At 73.9% G+C, this 24,256-nt stretch carries 15 protein-coding genes and 1 pseudogene; 8 read left to right on the top strand and 8 right to left on the bottom strand.

Going from position 1 to position 24,256, the window contains the following annotated elements:
• Nucleotides 1–33: 33 nt before the first annotated feature.
• Complete coding sequence (locus AB0D10_RS08125) at nt 34–1,155, bottom strand: HAD-IA family hydrolase (protein ID WP_360253159.1); 1,122 nt, start codon at nt 1,153–1,155, stop codon at nt 34–36.
• Nucleotides 1,156–2,012: 857 nt separating this feature from the next.
• Between AB0D10_RS08125 and AB0D10_RS08120 the strand changes: the two are divergent.
• Nucleotides 2,013–2,447, top strand: a pseudogene (locus AB0D10_RS08120) (universal stress protein); the annotation flags it as partial.
• A gap of 183 nt (nt 2,448–2,630) precedes the next feature.
• On the opposite strand, the gene AB0D10_RS08115 reads toward AB0D10_RS08120, so the two are convergent.
• The 4 genes from AB0D10_RS08115 to AB0D10_RS08100 form a co-directional block, all read right to left on the bottom strand.
• On the bottom strand, nt 2,631–3,821 hold the full coding sequence (locus tag AB0D10_RS08115; protein ID WP_360253157.1) for an acyl-CoA dehydrogenase family protein: 1,191 nt from the start codon (nt 3,819–3,821) through the stop codon (nt 2,631–2,633).
• 161 nt (nt 3,822–3,982) lie between these two features.
• Complete coding sequence (locus tag AB0D10_RS08110) at nt 3,983–4,933, bottom strand: hydroxymethylglutaryl-CoA lyase (protein ID WP_360253531.1); 951 nt, start codon at nt 4,931–4,933, stop codon at nt 3,983–3,985.
• Nucleotides 4,934–4,965: 32 nt separating this feature from the next.
• A complete protein-coding gene (locus AB0D10_RS08105) occupies nt 4,966–7,188 on the bottom strand; it encodes a biotin carboxylase N-terminal domain-containing protein (RefSeq protein WP_360253155.1) in 2,223 nt (740 codons plus the stop codon).
• Between the two features lie 163 nt (nt 7,189–7,351).
• A complete protein-coding gene (locus tag AB0D10_RS08100; protein WP_360253153.1) occupies nt 7,352–9,064 on the bottom strand; it encodes a carboxyl transferase domain-containing protein in 1,713 nt (570 codons plus the stop codon).
• 133 nt (nt 9,065–9,197) lie between these two features.
• On the opposite strand from AB0D10_RS08100, the gene AB0D10_RS08095 reads away from it, so the two are divergent.
• On the top strand, nt 9,198–9,932 hold the full coding sequence (locus AB0D10_RS08095) for a TetR/AcrR family transcriptional regulator (RefSeq protein WP_360253151.1): 735 nt from the start codon (nt 9,198–9,200) through the stop codon (nt 9,930–9,932).
• A 439-nt stretch (nt 9,933–10,371) separates the two neighbouring features.
• Nucleotides 10,372–14,283, top strand: coding sequence for an ABC transporter ATP-binding protein (locus tag AB0D10_RS08090; protein WP_360253529.1), 3,912 nt, complete (start codon nt 10,372–10,374; stop codon nt 14,281–14,283).
• Nucleotides 14,284–14,467: 184 nt separating this feature from the next.
• Here the strand turns inward: AB0D10_RS08090 and AB0D10_RS08085 are convergent, their stop codons facing one another.
• Nucleotides 14,468–15,415, bottom strand: a complete 948-nt coding sequence (locus tag AB0D10_RS08085) for an ATP-grasp domain-containing protein (protein WP_360253149.1) — start codon at nt 15,413–15,415, stop codon at nt 14,468–14,470.
• Between the two features lie 132 nt (nt 15,416–15,547).
• On the opposite strand from AB0D10_RS08085, the gene AB0D10_RS08080 reads away from it, so the two are divergent.
• Entirely contained in the window at nt 15,548–16,093 is a 546-nt protein-coding gene (locus AB0D10_RS08080) for an NUDIX domain-containing protein (protein ID WP_360253147.1), read from the top strand.
• Nucleotides 16,094–16,185: 92 nt separating this feature from the next.
• Here the strand turns inward: AB0D10_RS08080 and AB0D10_RS08075 are convergent, their stop codons facing one another.
• Together AB0D10_RS08075 and AB0D10_RS08070 are read right to left on the bottom strand one after the other, a co-directional pair.
• The gene (locus AB0D10_RS08075) at nt 16,186–17,466 is read right to left on the bottom strand and encodes a hypothetical protein (protein WP_360253145.1); all 1,281 of its coding nucleotides are present in this window, start codon (nt 17,464–17,466) and stop codon (nt 16,186–16,188) included.
• A gap of 180 nt (nt 17,467–17,646) precedes the next feature.
• A complete protein-coding gene (locus tag AB0D10_RS08070; RefSeq protein ID WP_360253143.1) occupies nt 17,647–18,768 on the bottom strand; it encodes an iron-siderophore ABC transporter substrate-binding protein in 1,122 nt (373 codons plus the stop codon).
• 269 nt (nt 18,769–19,037) lie between these two features.
• Between AB0D10_RS08070 and AB0D10_RS08065 the strand changes: the two genes are divergently transcribed.
• The 4 genes from AB0D10_RS08065 to AB0D10_RS08050 all read left to right on the top strand — a co-directional run bounded on the left by AB0D10_RS08065 (nt 19,038) and on the right by AB0D10_RS08050 (nt 23,786).
• Entirely contained in the window at nt 19,038–20,606 is a 1,569-nt protein-coding gene (locus AB0D10_RS08065; RefSeq protein WP_360253527.1) for an APC family permease, read from the top strand.
• 279 nt (nt 20,607–20,885) lie between these two features.
• Complete coding sequence (gene trpS / locus AB0D10_RS08060) at nt 20,886–21,890, top strand: tryptophan--tRNA ligase (protein ID WP_360253525.1); 1,005 nt, start codon at nt 20,886–20,888, stop codon at nt 21,888–21,890.
• Between the two features lie 169 nt (nt 21,891–22,059).
• Nucleotides 22,060–23,022, top strand: coding sequence for an LD-carboxypeptidase (locus AB0D10_RS08055; protein ID WP_360253141.1), 963 nt, complete (start codon nt 22,060–22,062; stop codon nt 23,020–23,022).
• An 89-nt stretch (nt 23,023–23,111) separates the two neighbouring features.
• A complete protein-coding gene (locus AB0D10_RS08050) occupies nt 23,112–23,786 on the top strand; it encodes a nucleoside/nucleotide kinase family protein (RefSeq protein ID WP_360253139.1) in 675 nt (224 codons plus the stop codon).
• The last annotated feature ends 470 nt before the right edge of the window (nt 23,787–24,256 follow it).

Genomic DNA, 24,256 nt, shown 5'->3' with positions numbered 1-24,256 from the left:
GACCACCGTGGTCGTGACCGTCGCCGCCGGGGCTCAGGACGCGACCGGTGCGGTGGCCGGTGGGGCGAGGGCCACCGCGACCGACGCGGCCAGGGGCGCGCTGGCGAAGACCGTACGGGCGGTGGGCGCGGTCCCGTCGGCCGCCGGGCGAAGGGGAGCCGGACGTCCGACCGGGAGGGTTGCCCGGCCGTCCGCACCCGGGTCCGACGAGGCACCCGCCCGCGCGCCGGAGACCGCTCCCGGGCCGGTGCGGCCGTCGGCGATCACGGCAAACCCGCCGGATCGGTTTCGGACACCGGACCCGGCGCCGACGACCGACGCCCCGCCCGTCCCGGCGTTCGCGGGAACGGGCGCACTCGGACCCGCCGGGGCGGCCGTCGTCGATCGTGCGCCGGGCCGTGCGCCGAACTGCGCCGTCGCCTGCACCGGTGTCCCGGTGGAGCCGCGCCGGGCCGGGCCGCCGGCGCGGACCCCCGGCCGGGGCGCGGGCGCGTTGCGGGCGGCGAGCACCTGGCCGACGGCCTCCGGCAGCCCGGCCGCCTTCAGCGTCGGCCGGTAGCCGTTCTCCGCCCACGGCCTGCCGTGGTGCAGCCAGACGCTGCGGAGCCCGGTCAGTTCGGCCCCGGCGATGTCGGCGGGCGCGTGGTCCCCGATCATCCAGGTGTGCTCGGCCCAGTTCCCGGTCGGTGCGACGCCGCACCGCTGGGCGGCCAGCTCGAAGATCAGCGGGTCCGGCTTGACGCAGTCGGCCTCCTCCGAGATGACCCAGCCGTCGACCAGCGGCCCCAGCCCGGTCCGCCGGATCTTCTCCAGCTGCGGCCGGGTGCCCCCGTTGCTGACGATCCCGAGCGTCCACCCGGCCTCCCGCGCGGCGCGCAGCGCCTCGATGTGGCGGGGCGGGCAGTGGATGTGGGAGTTGATGCCGCGTCGGTAGTGGGCGAGCAGGAAGTCGGCGGAGACGTCCAGGCCGTAGCGGCGCCGGACCGCGGACAGTACGGTGCTGCGCGGCACGTAGCCGCCGCCGTCGAGGGTGACGAACCAGTCGAGGTCGCCGGGCGGGAGGTCGTGCTCGGACAGGAAGTCCTGCGCCCAGGCCCGGAAGGCGGCGTCCCGGGGGAGCAGCGTGTTGTCGAGGTCGAACAGGAGCAGGGGCATGCCGAGCATGGTGCCAGCGCCTGCGCCTATGCACGTGGCAAATGCCAGACCGCGTCGCGAAGCCGTACGAAGTGGCTGGATCAGGCTCCGACAGCTGACGTACGGGTCCCGCGCGGACCGGGTGCGGGTGGGGCGCGGGCAGGCCGGCGGGGCCGTGCGGGACCTGCGGGGCGTGACGGTTCGCGACGTGTCGCAACGGATCGTCGCCGATCAATGACAGTCCGGTCACGGTGTCCCGGGGGCCTGTTGCGCCGCCCGGTCCGCTCAGTCAAGCTCCAGAGAACCTCCTTTCCGGAGGGGGCGCGATCGTCTGCGGACAGGGCGCACTGCCACGGCGGGCGCATCCTCCTTTCGCGGGAACAACGTCGCTCCGGGGCTTCGCCGCTGGGCTGGGCCCCCTGCCCGTCGTACTCTGAAAGGAACAGGTCACATACGGTGCTGCGCGGCGCAGACCGACGTCATCCCGTGGGCGGGCCTGCTGCCCGGGCAGCGTTGTCCTCTTCTGTCGGCCCCTCTCCCTCGAAGAGCCGTGAGCCATGGCTGGTTTTGAGCCTCCCCGACCGGTTGGACCGGACACGCCCCGCGGTGCGGGCGCAGCGACCGGGGGAGAAGTCGATCGCACGGACCCCGGCCCCCGGGGCCTCACCCGCGCCCTGCGGGGCTTCGGCCGCCGCGGCGACCTCGCCCGCCGTGACCGCCCGGGGCCCCGCCCGCGGCGCGGTGATTCCCCGGCCGACCCTGCGGGGCCTCCGGTGACGGGCCGGCTCGGCCCGGGCGCCGAGCGTCCGGAGGCGGCCCCGGGCGCGGCCGGTGCGTTCGACGGGCACTTCGAGCCGTCGGCGCAGGACACCCCCGCGCCGTCCCTCGACCCGACGTTCCAGCACGGTGTGGTGGTCGGGTTCGACGGCTCGCTGTCGAGCGAGCGCGCCCTCGCCTACGCGGTCGGCATGGCGCGCCGGTCGCAGTGCGGCCTGGTGATCGTGCACGTCGCCAACCGGCTGCCCGCCACGGTCTGGGCGGGCTGCGAGCCGCCCGTCTTCGTCGACCTCCCGGACCACCGGACCGAGGTCCTCGGCCTGGAGCTCGCCTGTGCGGACTTCCTCGCCGGGGTGCCGTGGATCCTGGTCGAGCGCGGCGGCGACATCTGCCACGAGATCGAGGAGGTCGGCCGCGAGTACGCCGCCGACGCGATCGTCGTCGGTACGACGCACGGCCTGCTCGGCAAGCTCTTCGGATCGGTCTCCGGACGGCTGGCGCGGCGGGCCAACCGCCCGGTGATCGTGATCCCCTGACGGTCCGTCCGGACGCCCTCCCGCGCGGCCTCCTCCGTCGTGGCCCGTTCTCGCGGTTCGTTCCTCCCGGCCCACTCCTCGACCCGGCGGGTTCGGCTCAGGACGCGACCGGCGCGGTCGTGACGGTCACGAACGTGCCGTCACGACCGCGCCGGTGAGGGCCGGTCGGTCACCACCGGTCGGTCACGAGGTGACGCCGAGCTCCCGGGCGATGAGCATGCGCTGGACCTCGGACGTGCCCTCCCCGATCTCCAGGATCTTGCTGTCGCGCCAGAAGCGGGCGACCGGGAACTCGTTCATGAAGCCGTACCCGCCGTGGATCTGGGTCGCCTCGCGGGCGTTGTCGACGGCGGCCTCGGACGAGTACAGCTTCGCGATCGCGGCCTCCTTCTTGAACGGTTCGCCGTGCAGCATCCGGGAAGCGGCGTCCCGCCAGGCCAGGCGGGAGGTGTGGGCCCGCAGCTCCATGTCGGCGAGCTTGAACTGGACGGCCTGGTTGGCGCCGATCGGCCGGCCGAAGGCCCGGCGCTCGCCGGCGTACTTGACGGACTCGTCGACGCAGCCCTGGGCCAGGCCGGTGGCCAGGGCCGCGATCGCGATGCGGCCCTCGTCGAGGATCCGCAGGAACTGGGCGTAGCCCCGGCCGCGCTCGCCCAGCAGGTTGGCCGCGGGAACGCGGCAGTCGGTGAAGGACAGTTCGCGGGTGTCGGACGCGTTCCACCCGACCTTCGAGTACTTCTTCGAGACCTGGAACCCCGGGGTCCCGGTGGGCACGATGATGGACGAGATCTCCCGCGTGGACGAGCGGAATTCGCCCTCTTCACTCGAACGAGCGATCGGTTCGGTGAGTGCGGTGACGGTGACCAGACCGGTGATGTCGGTGCCGGAGTTGGTGATGAAGCACTTGGTGCCGTTGATGACCCACTCGTCGGTGGTCTCGTCGTACCGCGCGGTGGTGCGGGTGGCCCCGGCGTCCGAGCCGCCCTCCGGCTCCGTGAGGCCGAAGGCGCCGAGGAGTTCGCCCGAGGTCAGCCGGGGCAGCCACTCGCGCTTCTGCTCCTCCGTCCCGAAGCGGTAGATCGGCATCGCGCCGAGCGAGACGGCGGCCTCCAGCGTGATCGCCACCGAGGAGTCGACGCGGGCGAGCTCCTCCAGGACGAGGCCGAGGGCGAAGTAGTCGCCGCCCATGCCGCCGTACTCCTCGGAGAAGGGCAGGCCGAAGAGCCCCATCCGGCCCATCTCGCGGACGATCTCGTAGGGGAACTCCTCGCGCTCGTAGAGGTCGCCGATCTTCGGCGCCACCACGTCCCGGGCGAACTCGGCGACGGTGCGCCGCAGTTCCTCGTACTCGCTGCTGAGTCGGTGGTCGAACATGGTGATCCTCCTGGTGCCCGGCCGAGTGGTCGCGGGCGGTGAGCGGGACGACCGGCGTCCGTCTGGCGGTCGGGCGGTCGCGCGATGTGGTTGGGGGCGGACGTGGTGCGTGGCGCCGGCCGGACCCGCGCGGAGCGCGGCCGGCGCCGGAGCGGGGCCGGTCAGCCCCGGGCGGCGCCGAGCAGCGCCTGGACGGTGCGGGAGGGGCTCGGGCGGCCGAGGCGCTCGGCCATCCAGCCGCTGGTGGCGACCAGGGCGCGCAGGTCCACGCCGGTGCGGATGCCGAGCCCGTGCAGCATCCAGACCAGGTCCTCGGTGGCGAGGTTGCCGGTGGCGCTCTTCGCGTACGGGCAGCCGCCCAGGCCGCCCGCCGAGGCGTCCACCGTGGTGACGCCCTCGCGCAGCGCCGCCAGGGTGTTGCTGAGCGCCTGGCCGTAGGTGTCGTGGAAGTGCACGGCGAGCCGCTCGGCCGGCACCCCGGCCCGGGCGAAGCCGGTCAGCAGGGCGCCCACCTGGCCCGGGGTGGCCACGCCGATGGTGTCGCCGAGGCTCAGTTCCGAGCAGCCCATCTCCAGCAGCTGAACGCCGTACCGGACCACCTGCGGGACGGGGACGGGCCCCTCCCACGGGTCGCCGAAGCACATCGAGAGGTAGCCGCGGACGGTGGCCCCGGCCTCGGTGGCCCGCGTCACGACCGGGCGGAACATCGCCATGGCCTCGTCCGCCGAACGGTTGAGGTTGCGGCGGGCGAAGGTCTCGGTGGCGCTGGCGAACACCGCGATGTGGTCGGCGCGGTGGGCGAGCGCGCGGTCCAGGCCGCGCTCGTTGGGCACCAGGACCGGCAGCCGCAGGCCGGGGTGACGGGCCGGCAGGTCGGCGAGCCGGGGCATCAGGTCCTCGGCGTCGGCCAGCTGCGGTACCCATTTCGGGTGAACGAAGCTGGTGGCCTCCACGGTGCGCAGGCCGGCGGCGGCGAGCCGGGCGATGAACTCGGCCTTCACCTCGACGGGCACCAGGGTGCCCTCGTTCTGCAGGCCGTCGCGCGGTCCGACCTCGTGGATCCGGACCTCCTCGGGCAGGCCGGGGGCGCGGACCGGGTCGGGCAGGCCCAGGTCGAGGGCGTCGGGCTCGTGCGCGGGGGCGGTCACGACCGCACCTCCGCAGGTTCGGCGGCGGCACCGTCGGCGGCGGCCTCCTCGGCCGGGGTGACCACGACGAGCAGGTCCTCCATCGCGACGGTGGCGCCGGCGGTGGCCCGCAGTTCGGCCACCACGCCGTCGTGCGGTGCGGCGATCACGTGTTCCATCTTCATGGCCTCCAGCACGAGCAGGGGCTGGCCCTTGCGGACCGTCTCGCCCGCCGTGGTCTTGACGACGGTGACGGTGCCGGGCATCGGGGCGGTCAGGGCGCCGTGGTGCGCGCCGGCCCCGCCGGCCCGTTCGACGGCCGGGTCGTAGGCGTGCAGCGGCCAGGCGTCGCCCTCGATGCCGAGCCAGGTCACCGGGCCGGCGGCGAGCCCGGGGCCGGCGTCGGTGGCCAGCGAGAACGTGGTCTGCAGGCCGTCGACGGTCAGGTGCAGCCGGTCGCCGGCCAGGGCGGCGCGGGCGCGGTGCACCGGCCCGTCGCCGAGCCGGAGTTCGACCTCGCGGACGAGCCCGGCGGGATTGTCGGTGGCGTCGGCTACGTTGCCGGAAGTGATCGGGCGGACGCGCACCGCGACGGGATCCTGGCCGGGCGCGCGGAGTCGGTGCGTGGTCCAGGCGGGCGTGCCGCTCAGGCGCCAGCCGGAGGGGAGGGAGAACGGGTCGGTCCAGCTGCCGGGGCCGGCGGCCGGGGTGAGTTCCAGGTGCCGTGCCAGCGCGGCCGCGTAGTAAAGGAGGTGGGCGGGCGCCGCGGTCCCGCCCGGGGCGGTCGCGTTGACGGGGGAGTACGGCGCGGTGAGCAGGGCCGGCTGCTGCTGGGCGGTCTGCTCCACCAGGCCGGTGTCCAGGCGTCCGGCGGCGACCTCGGGGTGTGCGAGGAGCCGGCGCAGGAAGCCGGTGTTGGTGGTGACGCCCAGGATGCGGGTGTCGGCCAGCGCGGCGCGGAGCCGGCGCAGCGCGGTCGCTCGGTCGGGCCCGTACGCGATGACCTTGGCGAGCATGGGGTCGTAGGCGCTGGTGACGACGGTTCCGGGGGCGACCCCGGAGTCGACGCGGATGCCCTCGCCCCGGGGCTCGTCCAGGGTGAGGATGCGGCCGCCGGTGGGCAGGAAGTCCCGTTCCGGGTCCTCGGCGCAGATGCGGGCCTCGATGGCGTGGCCCAGGAAGGAGACGTCGGACTGGGTGAAGGCGAGCGGTTCGCCGGCGGCGACGCGCAGCTGCCACTCGACCAGGTCGAGCCGGGCCGAGTCGGCGCCGACGGCGACGGCCAGCTCGGTGACGGGGTGTTCCACCTGGAGACGGGTGTTCATCTCCATGAAGAAGAAGTCGCGCACACCCTCGGAGGCGGAGACGGGCGCGTCCGGGTCGATGCCGGGGACGATGAACTCCACGGTGCCGGCCCCGGTGTAGCCGCAGGACTCCGCGGCGCGGACGGCTGCGGCGCCCATCGCATCGCGGGTCTCGGCATTGAGGAGAACGGAGGGAGCCTCTTCGATCAGCTTCTGGTGGCGGCGCTGCAGGCTGCACTCGCGCTCGCCGAGGTGGACCGTGGTGCCGTGGGCGTCGGCCAGCACCTGCACCTCGATGTGGCGCGGCCGGTCGATCCAGCGCTCCAGCAACAGGGTGTCGTCGCCGAAGGCGGTGCGGGCGACCCGGCGGGCGGCGGCGATCTCGGTGGGCAGGTCGGCCCGGTCCCGTACGAGGCGCATGCCCTTGCCGCCGCCACCGGCGGACGGCTTGAGCAGCACGGGGTAGCCGATCTCGTCGGCGGCGGCGACGAGATCGTCGTCGGTCGGCGCGGTGGCCTGGCTGCCGGGGACCACCGGGACGCCGGCGGCCCGGACGGCCTCCTTGGCGTTGATCTTGTCGCCCATCAGCTCGACCGCGCCGGGGGGCGGCCCGATGAAGACGAGGCCCGCGTCGGCGCAGGCGCGGGCGAAGCCGGCGTTCTCGGCGAGGAAGCCGTAGCCGGGGTGGACGGCCTGGGCGCCGGTGCGGCGGGCGGCGGCCAGGATCTGGTCGGTCCGCAGGTAGGTCTCGGCCGCCGAGCTGTCGCTGCGGTCGGCAGGGCCGAGCCGGACCGCGACGTCCGCCTCGCGGACGTGCGGAGCGTCGGCGTCCGCGTCGCTGAACACGGCGACCGAGCGGACGCCGAGCCGCCGCAGGGTGCGGATCACCCGGAGGGCGATCTCGCCGCGGTTGGCGACCAGAACTGTGTCGAACATGGGAGGCGTTCCTCCGGGTCGAGGGGAGCCGTACGAAGGAGGTGGCGGTGGGCGGTCGGGCGCCGGTCCGGAGTCGGACCGGCGCCACGGACGTCACACCCGGGAACGGTCGTCACACCCGGAAGGGAAGGGGGTCACGAACGCTGGGGTGTCCCGCCGGGGGTCACATGCGGAAGACGCCGTACGGGGCGGGCGGTGCCAGCGGGGCGTTGGCGCAGGCGGTGAGCGCGAGGCCGACGGCGGTGCGGGTGTCCATCGGGTCGATCACGCCGTCGTCCCAGAGCCGGGCGGAGGCGTAGTAGGCGTTGCCCTGGCGCTCGTACTGCTCGCGGACGGGGCGCTTGAACTCCTCCTCCGCCTCGGTGGGCCACTGCTCGCCGTGCGCCTCCAGCTGGTCGCGGCGGACGGTGGCGAGGACGGAGGCCGCCTGCTCGCCGCCCATCACGGAGATCTTGGCGCCCGGCCACATCCACAGGAAGCGCGGCGAGTAGGCCCGGCCGCACATCGAGTAGTTGCCGGCTCCGTACGAGCCGCCGATCACCACGGTCAGCTTCGGGACGCGGGTGCAGGCGACGGCGTTGACCATCTTGGCGCCGTGCTTGGCGATGCCGCCCGCCTCGTACTGCCGGCCGACCATGAAGCCGGTGATGTTCTGCAGGAAGAGGAGGGGGATGCCGCGCTGGTCGCACAGCTCGATGAAGTGGGCGCCCTTGACGGCCGACTCGGAGAACAGCACGCCGTTGTTGGCGACGATGCCGACCGGGTGGCCGTGGATCCGGGCGAAGCCGGTGACCAGGGTCGCGCCGTACTCGGCCTTGAACTCGGCGAAGCGGCTGCCGTCCACCAGGCGGGCGATCACCTCGCGCACGTCGTAGGGCGTGCGCGGGTCGACCGGGACGGCCCCGTACAGGCTCGCCGGGTCCACGGCCGGCGGCTCGACCGGAGCGAGCGGCCAGGGCTTCTCCGCCCGCGGGCCGAGCCCGGCGACGATCGTGCGGACGATGGAGAGGGCGTGCGCGTCGTCCTCGGCCAGGTGGTCCGTCACGCCCGAGGTGCGGGAGTGCAGGTCTCCGCCGCCCAGCTCCTCGGCGGTGACCACCTCGCCGGTGGCGGCCTTCACCAGCGGCGGCCCGCCCAGGAAGATCGTGCCCTGGTTGCGGACGATGACGGCCTGGTCGCTCATCGCCGGGACGTACGCGCCGCCGGCCGTGCAGGAGCCGAGCACGGCCGCGATCTGCGGGATGCCCGCGGCGGAGAGCCTGGCCTGGTTGTAGAAGATCCGGCCGAAGTGGTCGCGGTCCGGGAAGACCTCGTCCTGCATCGGCAGGAAGGCGCCGCCGGAGTCCACCAGGTAGACGCAGGGCAGCCGGTTCTCCAGCGCGACCTCTTGGGCGCGCAGGTGCTTCTTCACCGTCATCGGGTAGTAGGTGCCGCCCTTGACGGTGGCGTCGTTGGCGACCACCACCACCTCGCGCCCGGCGACCCGGCCGATGCCGGCGATCACCCCGGCCGCGGGCGCCGCGCCGTCGTACATCCCGTCGGCGGCCAGCGGGGCCAGCTCCAGGAAGGGCGAGGCCGGGTCGAGCAGGGTGTCCACCCGGTCGCGGGGGAGGAGTTTGCCGCGCGCGGTGTGCCGGGCGCGGGCCTTGGCACCGCCGCCCAGGGCAGCCGCGTCGAGCTTCGCGCGCAGCTCGGCGACCAGGGCCAGGTGCGCGTCGGTGTTGGCGCGGTAGGCCGCGGAGCCCGGGTCGACGGAGGTGCCGAGCCGGGGAGCCGGTGCGGCGGCTCCGGGCGGTACGGCGGTCGGCGCCGCCGACGTGCCGTTCGCTGCACTGATCTGGAGGCCGGTGGGTACGCCGGCGGTTGAGACGACCATTTCCAAGAGCTCCCTTGCCCTCGGCACCAGGCGGGCGCCGGAAGTGGTGCGCCCATGGAATCCCACGTTAATTAACGTTAACTTACGCCGCCCAGGTTAACGACGGATAACCCGACTGTCTACGATGGACGGCATGCCGAACGTCCCCGCAGCCTCCGCGCTCCCACGCCGCGACCAGATCCGCCGGGAGGCCGCGCGCCTGTTCGCCGCCCGGGGCTTCCTGGGTGTGGGCGTGGACGAGATCGGCAAGGCCGTCGGGATCAGCGGCCCCGGCCTGTACCGGCATTTCGCCGGCAAGGACGCGATGCTCGCTGACCTGCTGATCGGCATCAGCGAGCGCCTGCTGGAGGAGGGGCGCCGCCGGGCGGGCGGCGGCGACGGTCCGGCCGCCGCGCTGGACGCGCTGATCGGCGGCCACGTCGAATTCGCCCTGGACGACCGCGACCTGATCACCCTGCACGACCGTGAGCTGCTGAACCTCAAGGAGGAGGACCGCCGCACCGTCCGCCGCCTCCAGCGCGGCTACGTCGAACTCTGGGTGGACGTGGTCCGGCAGGCCTACCCGCCACTGGCCGACCCCGCCGCCGAGCCGGTGGCGCGGGCCGCCGTGCACGCCGTCTTCGGCCTGATCAACTCCACCCCGCACAGCCTCGGCTCGAACCCCGGCCAGGGCGAGCGTTCCGCCCAGGGCGAGCGTTCCGGTCTTCAGCGGGACGGCATGGCCGCCCTGCTGCACACTCTCGCCCACGGCGCGTTCGCCGCTGCCGCCGACGCGGCGGTCGCGAGCCCGGGGTCCGTGGGTTCGTCGATCGCGGGTTCCGCGGCCGTGGGCTCCGCGGCCGTGGGCTCCGCGACCGTGACCGACTGAGTCCGGCCGGGCCCCGCACGTCCCGTCCTTCCCGCGCCCTTCCCGCCCTTCCCGTCCGCCCTTCCCGCCCGCCGGGCCGCGGGCCTGTTCCGCGCACTCCGTGCCGGCGGCCTAGGCCCAAAGGAGGGCGCCTGCCCGTCCCCGGCCGCTGGGCGTTCGGCGGATCGTCGGCGACGCTGGAGGCACACGGCGCTCGACCGGGGCGACGGGGCCGACGGGGCCGCGCGGATGTTCGAGCGGGAATCTCCGCAGGCCGCGGGATGTTGCCCAGTCCGCCGGACCGGACGATCCGGGCCGCGCCGGCCCGCCCCGAACCCACCCGGGTCGGAAACGCCGTGGCGGCCACTCGACGAAATGGTTAGCATCCCTAAATATGCCTGAGACTCACGGATCCACGGTGGAGCAATCCCCGAGCGGCCCACCGGCCCCCGGCCCGACGATGCCGGAGGTCTCCGCCAACGAGCCCGCCGCCGGGGCGGACGCCACCGACGCGCGCACCGAGCCCGCCGGCTGGCTGCGCCGCCTGGTCGGGTACAGCTGGCGGTCCCGCCGCAGCCTGCTGCTCGCCTTCGGGGCCTCGCTGCTCGGCATGGCCGTCACCGCTCTGGTGCCGCTGGTCACCAAGCTGATCATCGACGACGTCATCGTCGCCCACACCCGTTCGCTGGCCCCCTGGGCGGTGGTGCTGCTGCTGGCCGCCGTGGTGGTCTTCGGGTGCACCCAGGTCCGCCGCTACTACGGCGGCCGGCTCGCCCTCGACGTCCAGCACGACCTGCGCAGTGACCTGTTCCGCTCGCTCGGCCGACTCGACGGCCACCGCCAGGACCGGCTGGACACCGGCCAGGTGGTCGGGCGTGCGACCTCCGACCTCCAGCTGGTCAACGGCCTGCTCTCGATGGTGCCGATGATGACCGGTTACCTGCTGATGTTCGTCATGTCGCTGGTCGTGATGGTCTGGCTGTCCCCGCCGCTCACCCTGGTCGCCCTGGTCATGGCGCCCGCCCTGTGGTGGGTCTCCGCGTTCAGCCGCAAGCGCCTGTTCCCCGCCACCTGGGCCGCCCAGCAGGAGGCGGCCGCCGTCGCGGGCGTGGTGGACGGCGCGATCGGCGGCGTCCGGGTGGTCAAGGGCTTCGGCCAGGAGGCCCAGGAGCTGGACAAGCTGGAGCAGGCCTCCCACAACCTGTTCGCGGCCCGGCTGCGTTCGATCCGGCTCAACGCGCGCTACAACCCGGCGATGCAGGCCGTTCCGGCCCTCGCCCAGGTCGCCGTCCTGGCCTTCGGCGGCTGGCTGGCGGTGGAGGGCCAGGTTTCGCTCGGGACCTTCGTCGCCTTCTCGACCTACGTCGCGCAGATGACCGGCCCGGTGCGGATGCTGACCATGATCATCACAGTCGGCCAGCAGGCCCGGGCGGGCGTGGAACGCGTCCTGCAGCTGATCGACGAGCGCCCGCTGGTCCAGGAGCGCCCGGACGCGCTGACCCTGGACTTCACGCGGGGCGCCACCGCGCCGGACGGCCCCCGGCAGGACACCACCCTCGGGGGCGCCGCCCCGCACGACACCGCCGTCGGCCCCCGGAACCCCGACGTCGCCCTGGAGTTCGACCAGGTCGAGTTCCGCTACGACCCCGAGCACCCCGTCCCCGTCCTGCACGGCCTCAGCCTGCGGCTGGCCCCCGGCGAGACCCTCGCCGTGGTCGGCGCCTCCGGCTCCGGCAAGTCGACGGTGGCCCAGCTGGTGCCGCGCTTCTACGACCCGGCCGCCGGCAGCGTCCGGCTCTACGGCCACGACCTGCGCGACCTCACCCTGGACTCGGTCCGCGCCACCGTCGGCATCGTCCCCGAGGAGAGCTTCCTCTTCTCCGAGTCGGTCCGCACCAACATCGCCTACGGCCGTCCGGACGCCACGGACGAGCAGGTCGTCGCCGCCGCGCGCGCCGCCCAGGCCGACGAGTTCGTCCGCGCGCTCCCGGACGGGTACGAGACCAAGGTCGGCGAGCAGGGCCTGACCCTCTCCGGCGGCCAGCGCCAGCGGATCGCCCTGGCCCGGGCGATCCTCACCGACCCCCGGATCCTGCTGCTGGACGACGCCACCTCGGCGGTGGACCCGCAGGTCGAGGCGGAGATCCACGACGCGCTGCGCTCGGTGATGACCGGTCGCACCACGCTGCTGATCGCCCACCGGCGCTCGACCCTCCAGCTCGCCGACCGGATCGCCGTCCTGGACCACGGCCGGCTGCTGGACATCGGGACGCACGAGGAACTCGACGCCCGATGTCCCCGGTACCGGGCCCTGATCACCGACCCCGAGGCGGGCCGCACCGCCGAGCCCGCCTCCTCCGCGACACCGACCGGCACTCCGGTCGCGGCGCCCGCCGCAGCCCCGGCCGAACCGCAGGCCTCCCCGGCCACCGGGCAGACAGCCACCCCGGACCCGAACGCCCCCGGCCTCCCCGGCCCCGCCCTGGCCACCCCGGCCCTGGCCAAGGCCGCCCGCACCGCCGACGCCGACCTGCTCGCCCAGGTCGCGTCCCTGCCGCCCGCCACCGACACCCCGGCCGTCCCGCGCGCCGAGGCCGAGGCCGGTGACCCCGACTTCGCCCTGAGCCGCCTGCTGCGCCCCTTCCGGGTCCCGCTGCTGATCGCCCTCCTGCTGGTCGCCCTGGACGCGGCGGCCGGCCTGGTCCTGCCGGTGCTGATCCGGCACGGCATCGACGAGGGCGTCCGCAAGGGCCTGATGTCCGGCGTCGCGGTGGCCGCGCTCACCGCGCTGGTCGTGGTGCTGCTGGACTGGGTGGTGCAGGGCGCCGAGAACCGGATCAGCGGACGCACCGGCGAGCGGGTCCTCTACACGCTCCGGCTCAAGATCTTCGCCCACCTCAACCGGCTCGGCCTGGACTACTACGAGCGCGAGCTGACCGGGCGGATCATGACCCGGATGACCACCGACCTGGACTCGTTGACGTCCTTCCTGCAGACCGGCATGGTCACCGCCGTGGTCAGCCTGCTGACCTTCGCCGGGATCTTCGCGGCCCTGCTGATCATCGACGCCGGCCTGGCCCTGGTGGTCTTCGCCGTGCTGCCGCTGCTGGTGATCGCGACCCTGGTGTTCCGCAGGAAGTCCAAGGACCAGTACGAGCGCTCCCGCGACCTGATCAGCACCGTCAACGCCGACCTGCAGGAGAACGTGGCCGGCATGCGGATCGTCCAGGCCTTCCGCCGCCTGGACACCAACACCGACCGCTTCGTGGCCCGCGGCGTCGCCTACCGCGAGGCCCGGGTCCGCGCGCAGCTGTACATCTCGCTGTACTTCCCGTTCGTCCAGTTCCTCTCCAGCGTGGCCGCCGCGCTGGTGCTGATCGTCGGCGCCGCCCGGGTCGACGCCGGGACGCTGACGGTCGGCGCGCTGGTCGCCTACCTGCTCTACATCGACCTGTTCTTCGCGCCGGTCAACCAGCTGTCCCAGGTCTTCGACGGCTACCAGCAGGCCTCGGTGGGCCTCGGCCGGATCCGCGAGCTGCTGCGCACCCCGACCACGACGGCCGCGGCGGCCGACCCGGTCCCGGTGCCCGAGGGGCTGCGCGGCGAGATCGACTTCGAGGGGGTCGGCTTCGCCTACAACGGTGGCGCGGACGGCGCCCCGACCGTGCTGACCGACGTGAACCTGCACATCCCGGCCGGGCAGACGGTGGCGCTGGTCGGCGAGACCGGCGCCGGGAAGTCGACGCTGGTGAAGCTGGTCGCCCGGTTCTACGACGCGACCGAGGGCACCGTCCGGGTGGACGGGGTCGACCTCACCCGCTACGACCTGGCGCAGTACCGCCACCGCCTGGGCGTGGTGCCGCAGGAGGCCTACCTGTTCGCGGGCACGGTCCGCGAGGCGATCGCGTACGGGCGGCCGGGCGCCTCGGCGGCGGAGGTGGAGGCGGCGGCCCGGGCGGTCGGCGCGCACGACATGATCGTCCGGCTGTCGGGCGGCTACGACCACGAGGTGGCCGGCCGTGGCCGCAACCTCTCGGCGGGCCAGCGTCAGCTGATCGCCCTGGCCCGGGCCGAACTGGTCGACCCGGACGTGCTGCTGCTCGACGAGGCCACCGCGGCGCTCGACCTGGCCACCGAGGCGGCGGTCAACCACGCCGCGGACCGGCTCAGCGGCGGTCGCACCACCCTGGTCATCGCCCACCGCCTGACCACCGCCGAACGCGCCGACCGGGTGATCGTGCTGGACCACGGCCGGGTGGTCGAGGACGGCACTCACACCGAACTGCTCGCCCGGGGCGGCACGTACGCCCGGCTCTGGCAGGCGTTCATCGCGGACGGCCACCCGGCGGCCGAGACCGTTCCCGCCGGGTAGCGGGCAGCCGACCCGTCCCGGCGGGCAGCCGACCCGTCCCGGCGGGCAGCCGCGCCGTCCCGGCGGGCAGCCGCGCCGTCCCGGCGGGCAGCCGCGCCGGGTGGGCGGCCCGACCGCGAGCCCCGCACCGCTTCCGGAGGCGCCCCGTTCGGAAGTTGCCCGGCGGCCCGTCCCGCGACGGCCGTCAGACGGCGATGAGCGAGGTCAGCAGCCCCGACGGGTCGATCCCGTGCGGCAGCTCGCTCACCTGTCCGTCGCCCACCTCGACCACCCGCCAGCCGGAGCCGTCGGCCCGGCTGGCGAGGTCGGTGGTGACGAAGCGGCAGCCGAGCGCCCGGACCAGCGCCCGGACCTCGGTGAGGTCGGGCTCGACGCTCTGGTGCGGGGCGTCCGGGTGCGGTCCGACCAGGACCGGCCGGCCGTCCAGCCACCACACCCGGGCCTCCACGGCCCGCCCGCCCGCACCCGGCCCGTCGTTCCCGGTGCCCTCTGCGCTGCCACGGTTGCCCTCCACACCGCCGTCGACGCGTTCGAACTCCTCGAACCGCCGCAGCACCACCCCGCCGGCCAGGAACTCGCCCTGCAGCTCGACGAACCGCTCCACCACCCGTCCGACGGCCGCCAGGTCGGCCAACTCGGCTACGTAGCAGGCCTCGTGCCACTCGTGCTTGCGTGACTTCACGTAGTCCTTGACGATCGCCGGACCGCTCCCGCCGAGCCGGGCCGCGGCCGCCGCCAGTTCCTCCGGCCCGGGCGCCACCGGTCCGTCGGACGGGATCCACACGCTGTCCGGGGTCGCCCCCTCGAACACGCCGTACCAGCCCGGCAGTTCGTGCGCCGCCGCGTAACCGGGCGCGCTGGTGAGCAGGTTGCCGCCGCGCGCGGTGAGCGCGACGGCGAAGTCCGCGTAGCGGGCGGAGGGGAGCATCCAGCCCCGGTACCAGAGCGGGCCGCTGTCCTGCGGCACCCACCGGACCGCCTCCCCGGCCCGTCCGGCGAGCAGCGCGTCGTGGTCGACCAGGTGGTGTTCCCCGCCCGACTCCCGCAGCAGCCGGGCCTCCCAGGCGAAGTGCGGATCGGGCCGACGCGGGTTGAGGGGATCGGCGGGGAGGATGATCGCGGGTACGGACATGGCCGTCAGGGTACGGCGGGTGGGCGGGCGGACAGGTCCGGCGCCCGCGCCGGGCGGCGCGGAACGCCCGGTCGCCGGACCGGACGGACGAATCCGCTCGACGCCCCCGACGGCCGCTGCGAGAGTGATCCGATGCGAAATCCGATGCGCGGTCTGCTGAGCCCCCGCAAACGCGTGCCCCGCCAGGCCGCCCGTACGGTGGTCCTGGACGGGGATGGCTCGGTGTTCCTGTTCCGTTCGAAGAACGACGAGGTCGGCGTCCACTGGACCCCGCCCGGCGGAGGCCTGGAGGCGGGCGAGTCCCCGTGGGAGGGCGCGCGGCGCGAACTGTGGGAGGAGACCGGCTGGACCGACCTCGAACCCGGCCCGCTGCTCTGCACCTGGGAACACGACTTCACCTGGCACGGCACCCCGGTCCGCCAGCACGAGCACGTCTACCTCACCGGCGGACCGCACCGCGGCCCGGTCGGCGACGTCAGCGCCGTGCACGCCGTCGACCGGATCCTCGACTGGCGCTGGTGGACCCCGGCCGACCTCGCCGACGAGAACGCCGACGCGCTCTGGCCGCCCCGGCTTCCGGAACTGCTGGACGCCGTCCGCTCCGGCTGGGCAGCGGACGGGAACCCTCCCGTGCCCGTCGACCTCGGGTACGTCCCGAACGCCCCGGTGGTCCGCTGACCTCCGGCGGCGGGCACCGGCCCGGGCCCGAGACGTGCCCGCCGACCGTCCCGAGACGGGACGAGCCCGGGCCGGGCCGGGCCGGGCAGAGCCTAGGGCCGCCCGCCGCGTCGACCCCGTGCGGCCGGGCAGGGCTCCCAGCCGTGCAGTTCCAGCTCCCGGTCGTGCAGCGCGCCGGGGTTCATCAACACCGTCAGCCTGGTGCCGGCGAGCTGCTCGATGCCGAGCCCGGTCGCGGAGAGCAGCTGCTCGGTCGACACCGAGACGGCGATGGCGGGGCGCCAGGAGGGCAACACCACCAGGCTGGTGCCGCGACCGACCCGGATCGGTTCGGCCACCACCCGGACCGGCATCCGCTCCCCGGGCCGGCCGACGGCCTCGGGCTGGCCGGGGCTGCCGCCGATCAGGATGCCGAGCGGCGGTTCGGCGTGCGGGGCATCGGCGGGTGGGGCGCCGGTGCCCGGGGCGGTCGCGTCCCCGGCGCCGAACGGCGCCCGGTCCGCCACCGTGCCCGCCGCTTCGGCGGGTTGACCCGTCCACGGGGAGGCCGCACGCAGGGGCGCCCCGGCCGGGCCGGTCGCGGCCGTCTCCCGTGCGGTCGCCCCCTGCCTGTCCGGGGCGGTCAGCGGGTGCATCCGCCGCAGCCGGCGCGAGGGCGACGGCCGCCGGTACGCCGGGGGCCACAGGTCATCGCGCGCCGGACGCTGCGCCGACGCGGCGACACCGTCCTGCGGCCCCGACGGCTGCGCGGAGACCGACGGGAACCGGACGAACCCGACCTCTCCCGTGGTCCCGAGCTCGCCCCGGGCCCGGATCTCCGGCTCCGCGCCGTCCACTGCTCCGGTCGCGGTCGCGGTCGCGGTCGCGGTCGCGGTCTCGGGGTCGTGAACCGGGGCGGCCGCGGGCGTGGGCGTGGGCGCGGCGGTCCGGTCTCCGGTCGCCTCGCCGAGCAGCACCCGAACCTCGGCGACCGGTCGACGGCACGCCGCCGCCAGCTCGGCGATCGAACGGCCCTGGGCGCGTGCGGCCCGCAGCCGCTCGGCGAACGCCGAGCGCAGGCGTGCCGCGCTCGGATCGCCGTCCGTGGACGTGGGGGCTGTCGTGGTGGCCGTCGCCGGAACGGCGGGCACGTACGCGTCGTCCCGGCTGCGCGGCCGGGGCACCGAGTCGAGGCGGTAGGCGGAGCCCTGACGGACCGCCCCCTCGGAGGGTCCGGCGGTGACTGCGCCGCCCTCGGTGACGGTCGCGATCGAGCACGTCGGACCGGTTGCGGCGGCCGCTCCGGGCACGGCGGCCGGGGGTGAGGACCCGGCGTCGTCCCCGGGCGGGCCGGGCAGGGACGGGTCGGTTGCGGTGGGGTGGAGCGAGGTCATCGGCGGGCCCTTCGGGGGACGGTCCCGACGATCCTCCCGCACGGCGCGACCAGCTCCAAGCGCCGGACCCGGCGGTGGGCGAGAGAGGCCCGCGGAGATCACCGGGAGACCGTCCGCGGACCACTGCGGGACCGCCGAAGCGTCGCGGCCCGTCTTCCGCCCCCTGCCGGCGGCGCCCGGTCAGTTCGCGGGTGCGACGAACCCCTTGAGGTCGGAGAGCACCGCGTTCGCCGCCATGACGCCGAGCCCGAGGAACCAGGTCTCGTCCGAAACCGGCCGGGCCTGACCGGACTTGACCGCTCCGAGGGTCTTCCAGAGCGCCCCGCCCAGCACCGCGTCCTGGTTGGTCGAGCTGGGGCTGCCGTACACGCCGTAGAAGATCCAGTCGGCCTCGGCCTTGTCGATCTGCTCCGGGCTGACCTCCACCGCGAGCTCCTTGACCTGTTCGATCGTGGGCTGCGGCAGCGGTACGTCGGTGAGGATGGTGCCGATGAAGGAGAGTTCGGCGTAGAGCCGGGTGCGGTCCGGCATGAAGCGCAGCGGCGTGATGGTGGGCCGCTTGTCGCCGAGCCCGGCGCCGATCGCGGTGGCCGCCGCCCGGTACGCGTCGAGCTGCGCCCGGGCCTCGGCCTCCAGGCCGAACGGGCTCGCGTTGAGCAGGAAGTTCTCCTTCCAGGGGTAGCCGGGGCGCAGGGAGAAGACGGTCGGCGCGATCTTGGACAGCTGCGCGTACTGGTCCTGGGCGCGCAGCCGGCTGCCGAGGATCAGGTCCGGCTTGAGCGCCGCGATCGCCTCCAGGTTGAGGCTGTTGATGGTGCCGACGGCGGCCGGGGTGCCGGCCTTGTCCTTGAGGTAGGAGGGCATGGATTCGGAACCGTCGGTGTGGACGACGCCGACCGGCTGGATGCCGAGCGAGACGACGTTGTCGAGTTCGCCGGTGTCCAGCACCACGACCCGGGTGGGCCTCGCCGGGATGACGGTCTCGCCCATCGCGTGCCTGACGGTGCGCGGGTAGACGCCGGGGGCGGCGTCGGTGCCGAAGGCCTTCATCTTCTCGATCACCGTGGCGTAGTCGTCGCCGCCCTGCTTGACCGACTTCTGGTCGGGCGTGGACCCGCCACTCGCAGCCGATCCGCCGGAGCTGCCCGATCCGCCCGATCCGCCCGCTCCGCCCGCTCCGCCGCAGGCGGTGAGCAGGCCGCCGAGGCCGAGCACCGCTCCGCCGGCGATCCCGGCAGTGAGGAACCTGCGACGGCTGGGGGTGCGGGGGGCGAGGGCCAGGTCGTCGGGGGTGGGGGCCACGCGACGCTCCTTCACGGTCGAGTCGGATCGAAGTTAGGTGAGGCAAACCTATCTTGACGTCGACCGAGTGCTCCCGTCGGGGGAGGCCCGGAGGGGACCCGGGGGCCCAGGGGGGCTCAGGGGGGCTCGGGGGGGCTCGGGGGAAAGCAAAGGTCATCGACAGTGCATAAAATCACCAAGAGTTGGTCTATTCAACATTCCGTGTCCGCACTTAGAGTGCGCTGGTGTTTGATCAGCAGCTCTCAGAGCACACGAGCAGCGGCCGGGCAATGGCGCCCGGAGCTCCGCAGGGTGCCCCGGTCAGTGGCACCAGTGGTGGAGTCCCCGCCCCGGGGACGGCTGGGGGAGCGGGGGACAAGGGCCTACGGGGCGGTTCCGTGGGCCTGCTGGGCAGTGCGGTGCTGGGCGTCTCGACCGTCGCCCCGGTCTACTGCCTGACCGCGACGCTCGGCCCGACCGTCACCGCGGTCGGCGTCCGGATGCCCGCGGTGTTCCTGGCGGGCTTCCTGCCGATGCTGCTCGTCGCGTTCGCCTACAAGGAACTGAACAAGGACTTCCCGGACTGCGGAACGTCCTTCACCTGGACGGTCAAGGCCTTCGGCCCCCGGGTCGGCTGGATCGCCGGCTGGGGACTGACCGTCGCGACCATCATCGTGCTCTCCAACCTGGCCGGGGTGGCGACCGACTTCCTCTACCTGATGCTCGGCGAGATGACCGGCAGCGACCGGGTCGCCGGCCTCGACGGGAACCAGGCCGTCCACCTGCTGACCGTGGTCCTGCTGATCGCCGGCGCCACCGCGATGAGCTACCGGGGGATGACCGCCACCAAGTGGTTCCAGTACGGCCTGGTGGGACTCCAGCTGGCCGTGCTGCTGCTCTTCTCGGGGATCGCCGTCGGCAAGGCCACCGCCGGCGACCTGCCCGACTCGATCGGCTTCTCCTTCTCCTGGCTCGACCCGTTCCAGGTCGGCTCGTTCAGCGCGTTCACGGCCGGGCTGTCGCTGTCGATCTTCATGTACTGGGGCTGGGACACCTGCCTGACCATGAACGAGGAGACCCTCGGCAGTGCCAAGACCCCTGGCCGCGCCGCGATGGTCACCATGGTCGCCCTGGTCGGCTCGTACCTGCTGGTCGCGATCGCCGCCCAGATGTTCGCGGGCGTCGGCACCACCGGCAGCGGCCTCGGCAACCCGGGGACCGCCGACAACGTCTTCGCCGCGCTCGCCCGCCCGGTGCTCGGATCGCCATGGAGCATCCTGCTCTTCCTGGCCGTGGTGGCCAGCGCGGCCGCCAGCCTGCAGACCACCTTCATCCCGGTGGCCCGGACCCTGCTCGCGATGAGCGCCTACCGCGCCGTGCCGCCGCGCTTCGGCGCCGTCCACCCGCGCTTCCGCACCCCCGGCTACGCCACCGTCGCGGCTGGCGTCGCCACCGCCGTCTTCTACGTCGGCATGAGCCTGATCAGCGAGAACGTCGTCCAGGACACCATCCTGGCGCTCGGTCTGATGATCTGCTTCTACTACGCGCTGACCGCCTTCGCCTGCGTCTGGTACTTCCGCCACTCGCTGCGCACCGGCCTGCGCGACCTGGTGCTCAAGGGCATCGCCCCGTTCCTGGGCGGCGTGCTGCTCAGCGGGGTCTTCCTGCAGACCCTCACCGACGCCTGGGCCCCCGACTACGGCAGCGGCGCCGTCCTCGGCATCGGCTCGGTGTTCGTCATCGGCGTCGGCATCCTGCTGCTCGGCGCCGTGCTGATGACCTGCTACGCCCTGGTGCGGCCGGAGTTCTTCCGGGGCGAGACGCTGCGCAAGGAAACCCCCGCGCTGGTGGCGGACTGACGCTACGCTTGGGCCCATGAAGCGCTTCGTGGGCCTGAACTGGTGGCCGTCCTAGGACGGCCACCAGCACTCGCCTGACCAGGGCCGTCCGGGATGGATGGCCCTGTTGTGTTTCCCGCTCCCGCGGGACGGGCCCCTCGCCCGGACGGCCGCCACCACCGCCGTACCGAGGAGAAACCCGTGACCGCCGAGACCGTCGCCACCGCCACCGACCTTGCTGCCGCTGCCACCACCGGCCCCGCGTCCGCCACCACCGGCCCAGCGTCCGCGCCCGACCTCATCGACGACCCGACCGCCCACCGCGTCCTCACCGGGGACCGCCCCACCGGCCCGCTCCACCTCGGCCACTACTTCGGGACCCTGCGCAACCGCGTCCGGCTGCAGGACCAGGGCGTCGGGATGTTCGTCGTGGTCGCCGACTACCAGGTCATCACCGACCGCGACATCGCCGACCGGCTCGCCGAGCACACCGAGGGCCTCGTCCTCGACTACCTCGCGGCCGGTCTCGACCCCGAACGGGCCACGATCTTCGCGCACAGCGCCGTCCCCGCCCTCAACCAACTGCTGCTGCCCCTCCTCAGCCTGGTCAGCGTCGCCGAGCTGAACCGCAACCCCACCGTCAAGGACGAGATCGCGCACTCCCGCCAGTCCGCCGTCAACGGGCTGATGTTCACCTACCCCGTCCACCAGGCCGCCGACATCCTCTTCTGCAAGGCCGACCTCGTCCCCGTCGGCCAGGACCAGCTGCCCCACCTCGAAGTCGCCCGCACCGTCGCCCGACGCTTCAACGAGCGCTACCCGCACGCCGACGGCAGCGCCGTCTTCCCCCGCCCGCAGGCGCTGCTGTCCGACGCTCCCATGCTGCTCGGCACCGACGGCGGCAAGATGAGCAAGAGCCGAGGCAACGCCATCGCCCTCGGCGCCGGCGAGGACGAGACCGCGCAGATCATCCGCGGCGCCAGGACGGACGCCGACCGCCACATCGACTACGACCCGGTCCGCCGCCCCGACGTGGCCAACCTCGTCCTGCTCGCCGCGCTCTGCCAGGACCGCGCCCCCGAAGCCGTCGCCGAGGAGATCGGTGCCGGCGGGGCCGCCGCGCTCAAGCGCGTCGTCATCGACTCCGTCAACGAGCACCTCCGCCCGTTGCGCGCCCGCCGTGCCGAACTCGCCGCCGACCGCGGCCACCTGCGGCAGGTCCTGCGCGACGGCGCCGAGCGCGCCAACGCCGTCGCCGACGCCACCCTGACGGAGGTGAGGGACGTGATGGGCGCCGTGATCTGAGGAGCACTCACCCCGGCGAGGCCCCGCCGGACCGGGCCGGACCGCACGCAGACCCCGCCCCGCCCCGGAGACATCGGCCGGTTGACACGGGGCATATCGTCACCGGGCGGCCGCGACCACACCGCGGCCGCCCGCACCCCGCTCCCGCGCCCGAAAGGCGGCCCGGCCCATGGACCAGCACCCGACCACACCCGGCCATGGGCTGACCCGCCCGCCGCACCTGCGCCCCGGCGACCACATCGCCGTCGTCGCCACCAGCGGCCCGATCGAACCCGAACGCCTCACCGCCGGCTGCGCGATCCTCCGCTCCTGGGGCTTGCGCGTCACCGTCGCCCCGCATGTCCTCGACACCCACCCCGCCCTCGGCTACCTCGCCGGCACCGACGCCGACCGCGCCGCCGACCTCCAGTACGCCTGGCTCGACCCCACCGTCGACGCCGTCATCTGCGCCCGCGGCGGCTACGGCGTGCACCGCATGGTCGACCTGATCGACTGGACGGCGATGCGCGCCGCCGCACCCAAACCCTTCATCGGCTTCAGCGACGTCAGCTCCCTGCACGAGGCCTTCGCCCAGCGCCTCGGCCTCGCCACGTTGTACGGGCCGCTGGCCGCCGGGGCCTCCTTCATCTCCGACGGGCCCACCGCCGAGCACCTGCGCCGCACCCTCTTCGACCCCGCCGCCACCACGGTCCTCACGTCGCCCACCGCCGCCCCACTCGTCGGCGGCCGGGCGCGCGGCATCACCGCCGGAGGATGCACCCACGTCCTCGCCGCGGAGCGCGGCACTCCCGCCGCCCGGCCCTCGTTCGCGGGCAGCATCCTGGTGCTCGAAGACGTGAACGAACACCCCTACCAGCTCGACCGCCTCCTCACCCAGTTCCTGCGCTCCGGCGCCCTCGACGGCGTGGCCGGCATCGCCCTCGGCTCCTGGGAGGGCTGTGGACGGCCCGACCGGGTCCGCGAGGTGATGCTCGACCGGCTCGGCGGGCTCGGCATACCGGTGCTCTGGGAGCTGGGCTTCGGACACTGCCCGTCCACCCTCACCGTCCCGCTGGGCGTCCCCGCCGTGCTCGACGCCGACGCCGGCACGCTCACCCTCGACCTGCCCGCACTGGCCGAACGGCCCCACTGAGCGAACGGCCCCACTGAGCGAAGGGCTGCTCCGGCCGTCGGGTGACCGAAGGCCCCGCTTCGCGAACCCCCGGTGAGTAGGGTGCGGCCATGAACGAGGACCGTCTCACCGCCCTAGCCCTCGGCTTCCTCCGCGGCCCGGGCAGCAACGCCCGTACGATCCTCGGACTTGCCGGCCCGCCCGGCGCCGGCAAGTCCACCCTGGCCCGCCGCCTGGTCGCCGAGGTCGAGCGCGCCGAAGGACCCGGCACCGCCGCCTACGTTCCGCTCGACGGCTTCCACCTCTCCGGAGCCCAGCTCGACCGCCTCGGCCTGACCCACCGCAAGGGCGCCCCGGCCACCTTCGACGCCCACGGCTACGTCGCCCTGCTGCGCCGCATCGCCGCCGACCGCTTCCAGGACATCTACGTCCCGGACTTCGACCGCACCCTGGACGAACCGGTCGCCGCCCGACACGTGGTCCGCCCGCACACCCGCCTCGTCCTCACCGAGGGCAACTACCTCGCCTCCTCCGACACCCCCTGGCCGGACGCTCGCCGACTGCTGCGCGAACTCTGGTACGTCCACACCGACGACGCCGTCCGCGAGGAGCGCCTACTCGGCCGCCACCGCGACGGCGGCCGTGACGAAGCCACCGCCCGCCACTGGGTCACCGGCAACGACCACCCCAACGGCGAGTACGTGAAGCCGGGCCGGGCCGTCTGCACCCGGACCGTTCCCGGGGCCGGTTTGCCTCCGGCACCGGACAGGGGTAGTGTTTCCTAGTCGCTCGACAGGGAGCACCGGACACGCATCAGCGCGGACGGTCCCGGGGCGGCCAATCCTCTGAAACGCCACTTCCCAGGTTCGGGCTGGGTTGCGTTCGCATTTCTGCGTCGCGGCTCGGTTCCTGTTTGGCGTGTTCGTTTTATCGGATTGCGGCGGATTCGCTTTTCGGAGTACGGATCGGCTAGAGTTTGAAACGTCGGACAGGGCGTCAAGCCCCGGAAGACACCGGCGAGTTGGATGAACGAAGCCCCGGAAACGGAGCGGAAAACATCTGATAAGCTGGAAACACGAAAGAACGAAGCCCGGAGGGCCTGCTGGAAGGCAGTCCGAAGGAAGCGTCCGTTCCTTGAGAACTCAACAGCGTGCCAAAAGTCAACGCCAGATATGTTGACATCCCCGGCCTCAGGATTTCCTGGGGTTGGAGATTCCTTTTGAAACAAACACTAGCGAGGACGCAGTGCGCGGGA

Origin of the sequence: Kitasatospora sp. NPDC048545 (assembly GCF_040651155.1) — a bacterium.
Taxonomy (GTDB): domain Bacteria; phylum Actinomycetota; class Actinomycetes; order Streptomycetales; family Streptomycetaceae; genus Kitasatospora.
Note: the sequence above shows the minus strand (reverse complement) of the source record. Positions and strands in the feature narration are given on the sequence as shown.

Excerpts from the sequence above, each read along its gene's own strand:
- AB0D10_RS08125 (WP_360253159.1), bottom strand. The coding sequence starts at position 1,155 with ATGCCCCTGCTCCTGTTCGACCTCGACAACACGCTGCTCCCCCGGGAC.
- AB0D10_RS08115 (WP_360253157.1), bottom strand. The coding sequence starts at position 3,821 with ATGTTCGACCACCGACTCAGCAGCGAGTACGAGGAACTGCGGCGCACC.
- AB0D10_RS08105 (WP_360253155.1), bottom strand. The coding sequence starts at position 7,188 with ATGTTCGACACAGTTCTGGTCGCCAACCGCGGCGAGATCGCCCTCCGG.
- AB0D10_RS08100 (WP_360253153.1), bottom strand. The coding sequence starts at position 9,064 with ATGGTCGTCTCAACCGCCGGCGTACCCACCGGCCTCCAGATCAGTGCA.
- AB0D10_RS08095 (WP_360253151.1), top strand. The coding sequence starts at position 9,198 with ATGCCGAACGTCCCCGCAGCCTCCGCGCTCCCACGCCGCGACCAGATC.
- AB0D10_RS08090 (WP_360253529.1), top strand. The coding sequence starts at position 10,372 with ATGCCGGAGGTCTCCGCCAACGAGCCCGCCGCCGGGGCGGACGCCACC.
- AB0D10_RS08085 (WP_360253149.1), bottom strand. The coding sequence starts at position 15,415 with ATGTCCGTACCCGCGATCATCCTCCCCGCCGATCCCCTCAACCCGCGT.
- AB0D10_RS08080 (WP_360253147.1), top strand. The coding sequence starts at position 15,548 with ATGCGAAATCCGATGCGCGGTCTGCTGAGCCCCCGCAAACGCGTGCCC.
- AB0D10_RS08075 (WP_360253145.1), bottom strand. The coding sequence starts at position 17,466 with ATGACCTCGCTCCACCCCACCGCAACCGACCCGTCCCTGCCCGGCCCG.
- AB0D10_RS08065 (WP_360253527.1), top strand. The coding sequence starts at position 19,038 with ATGGCGCCCGGAGCTCCGCAGGGTGCCCCGGTCAGTGGCACCAGTGGT.
- AB0D10_RS08055 (WP_360253141.1), top strand. The coding sequence starts at position 22,060 with ATGGACCAGCACCCGACCACACCCGGCCATGGGCTGACCCGCCCGCCG.
- AB0D10_RS08050 (WP_360253139.1), top strand. The coding sequence starts at position 23,112 with ATGAACGAGGACCGTCTCACCGCCCTAGCCCTCGGCTTCCTCCGCGGC.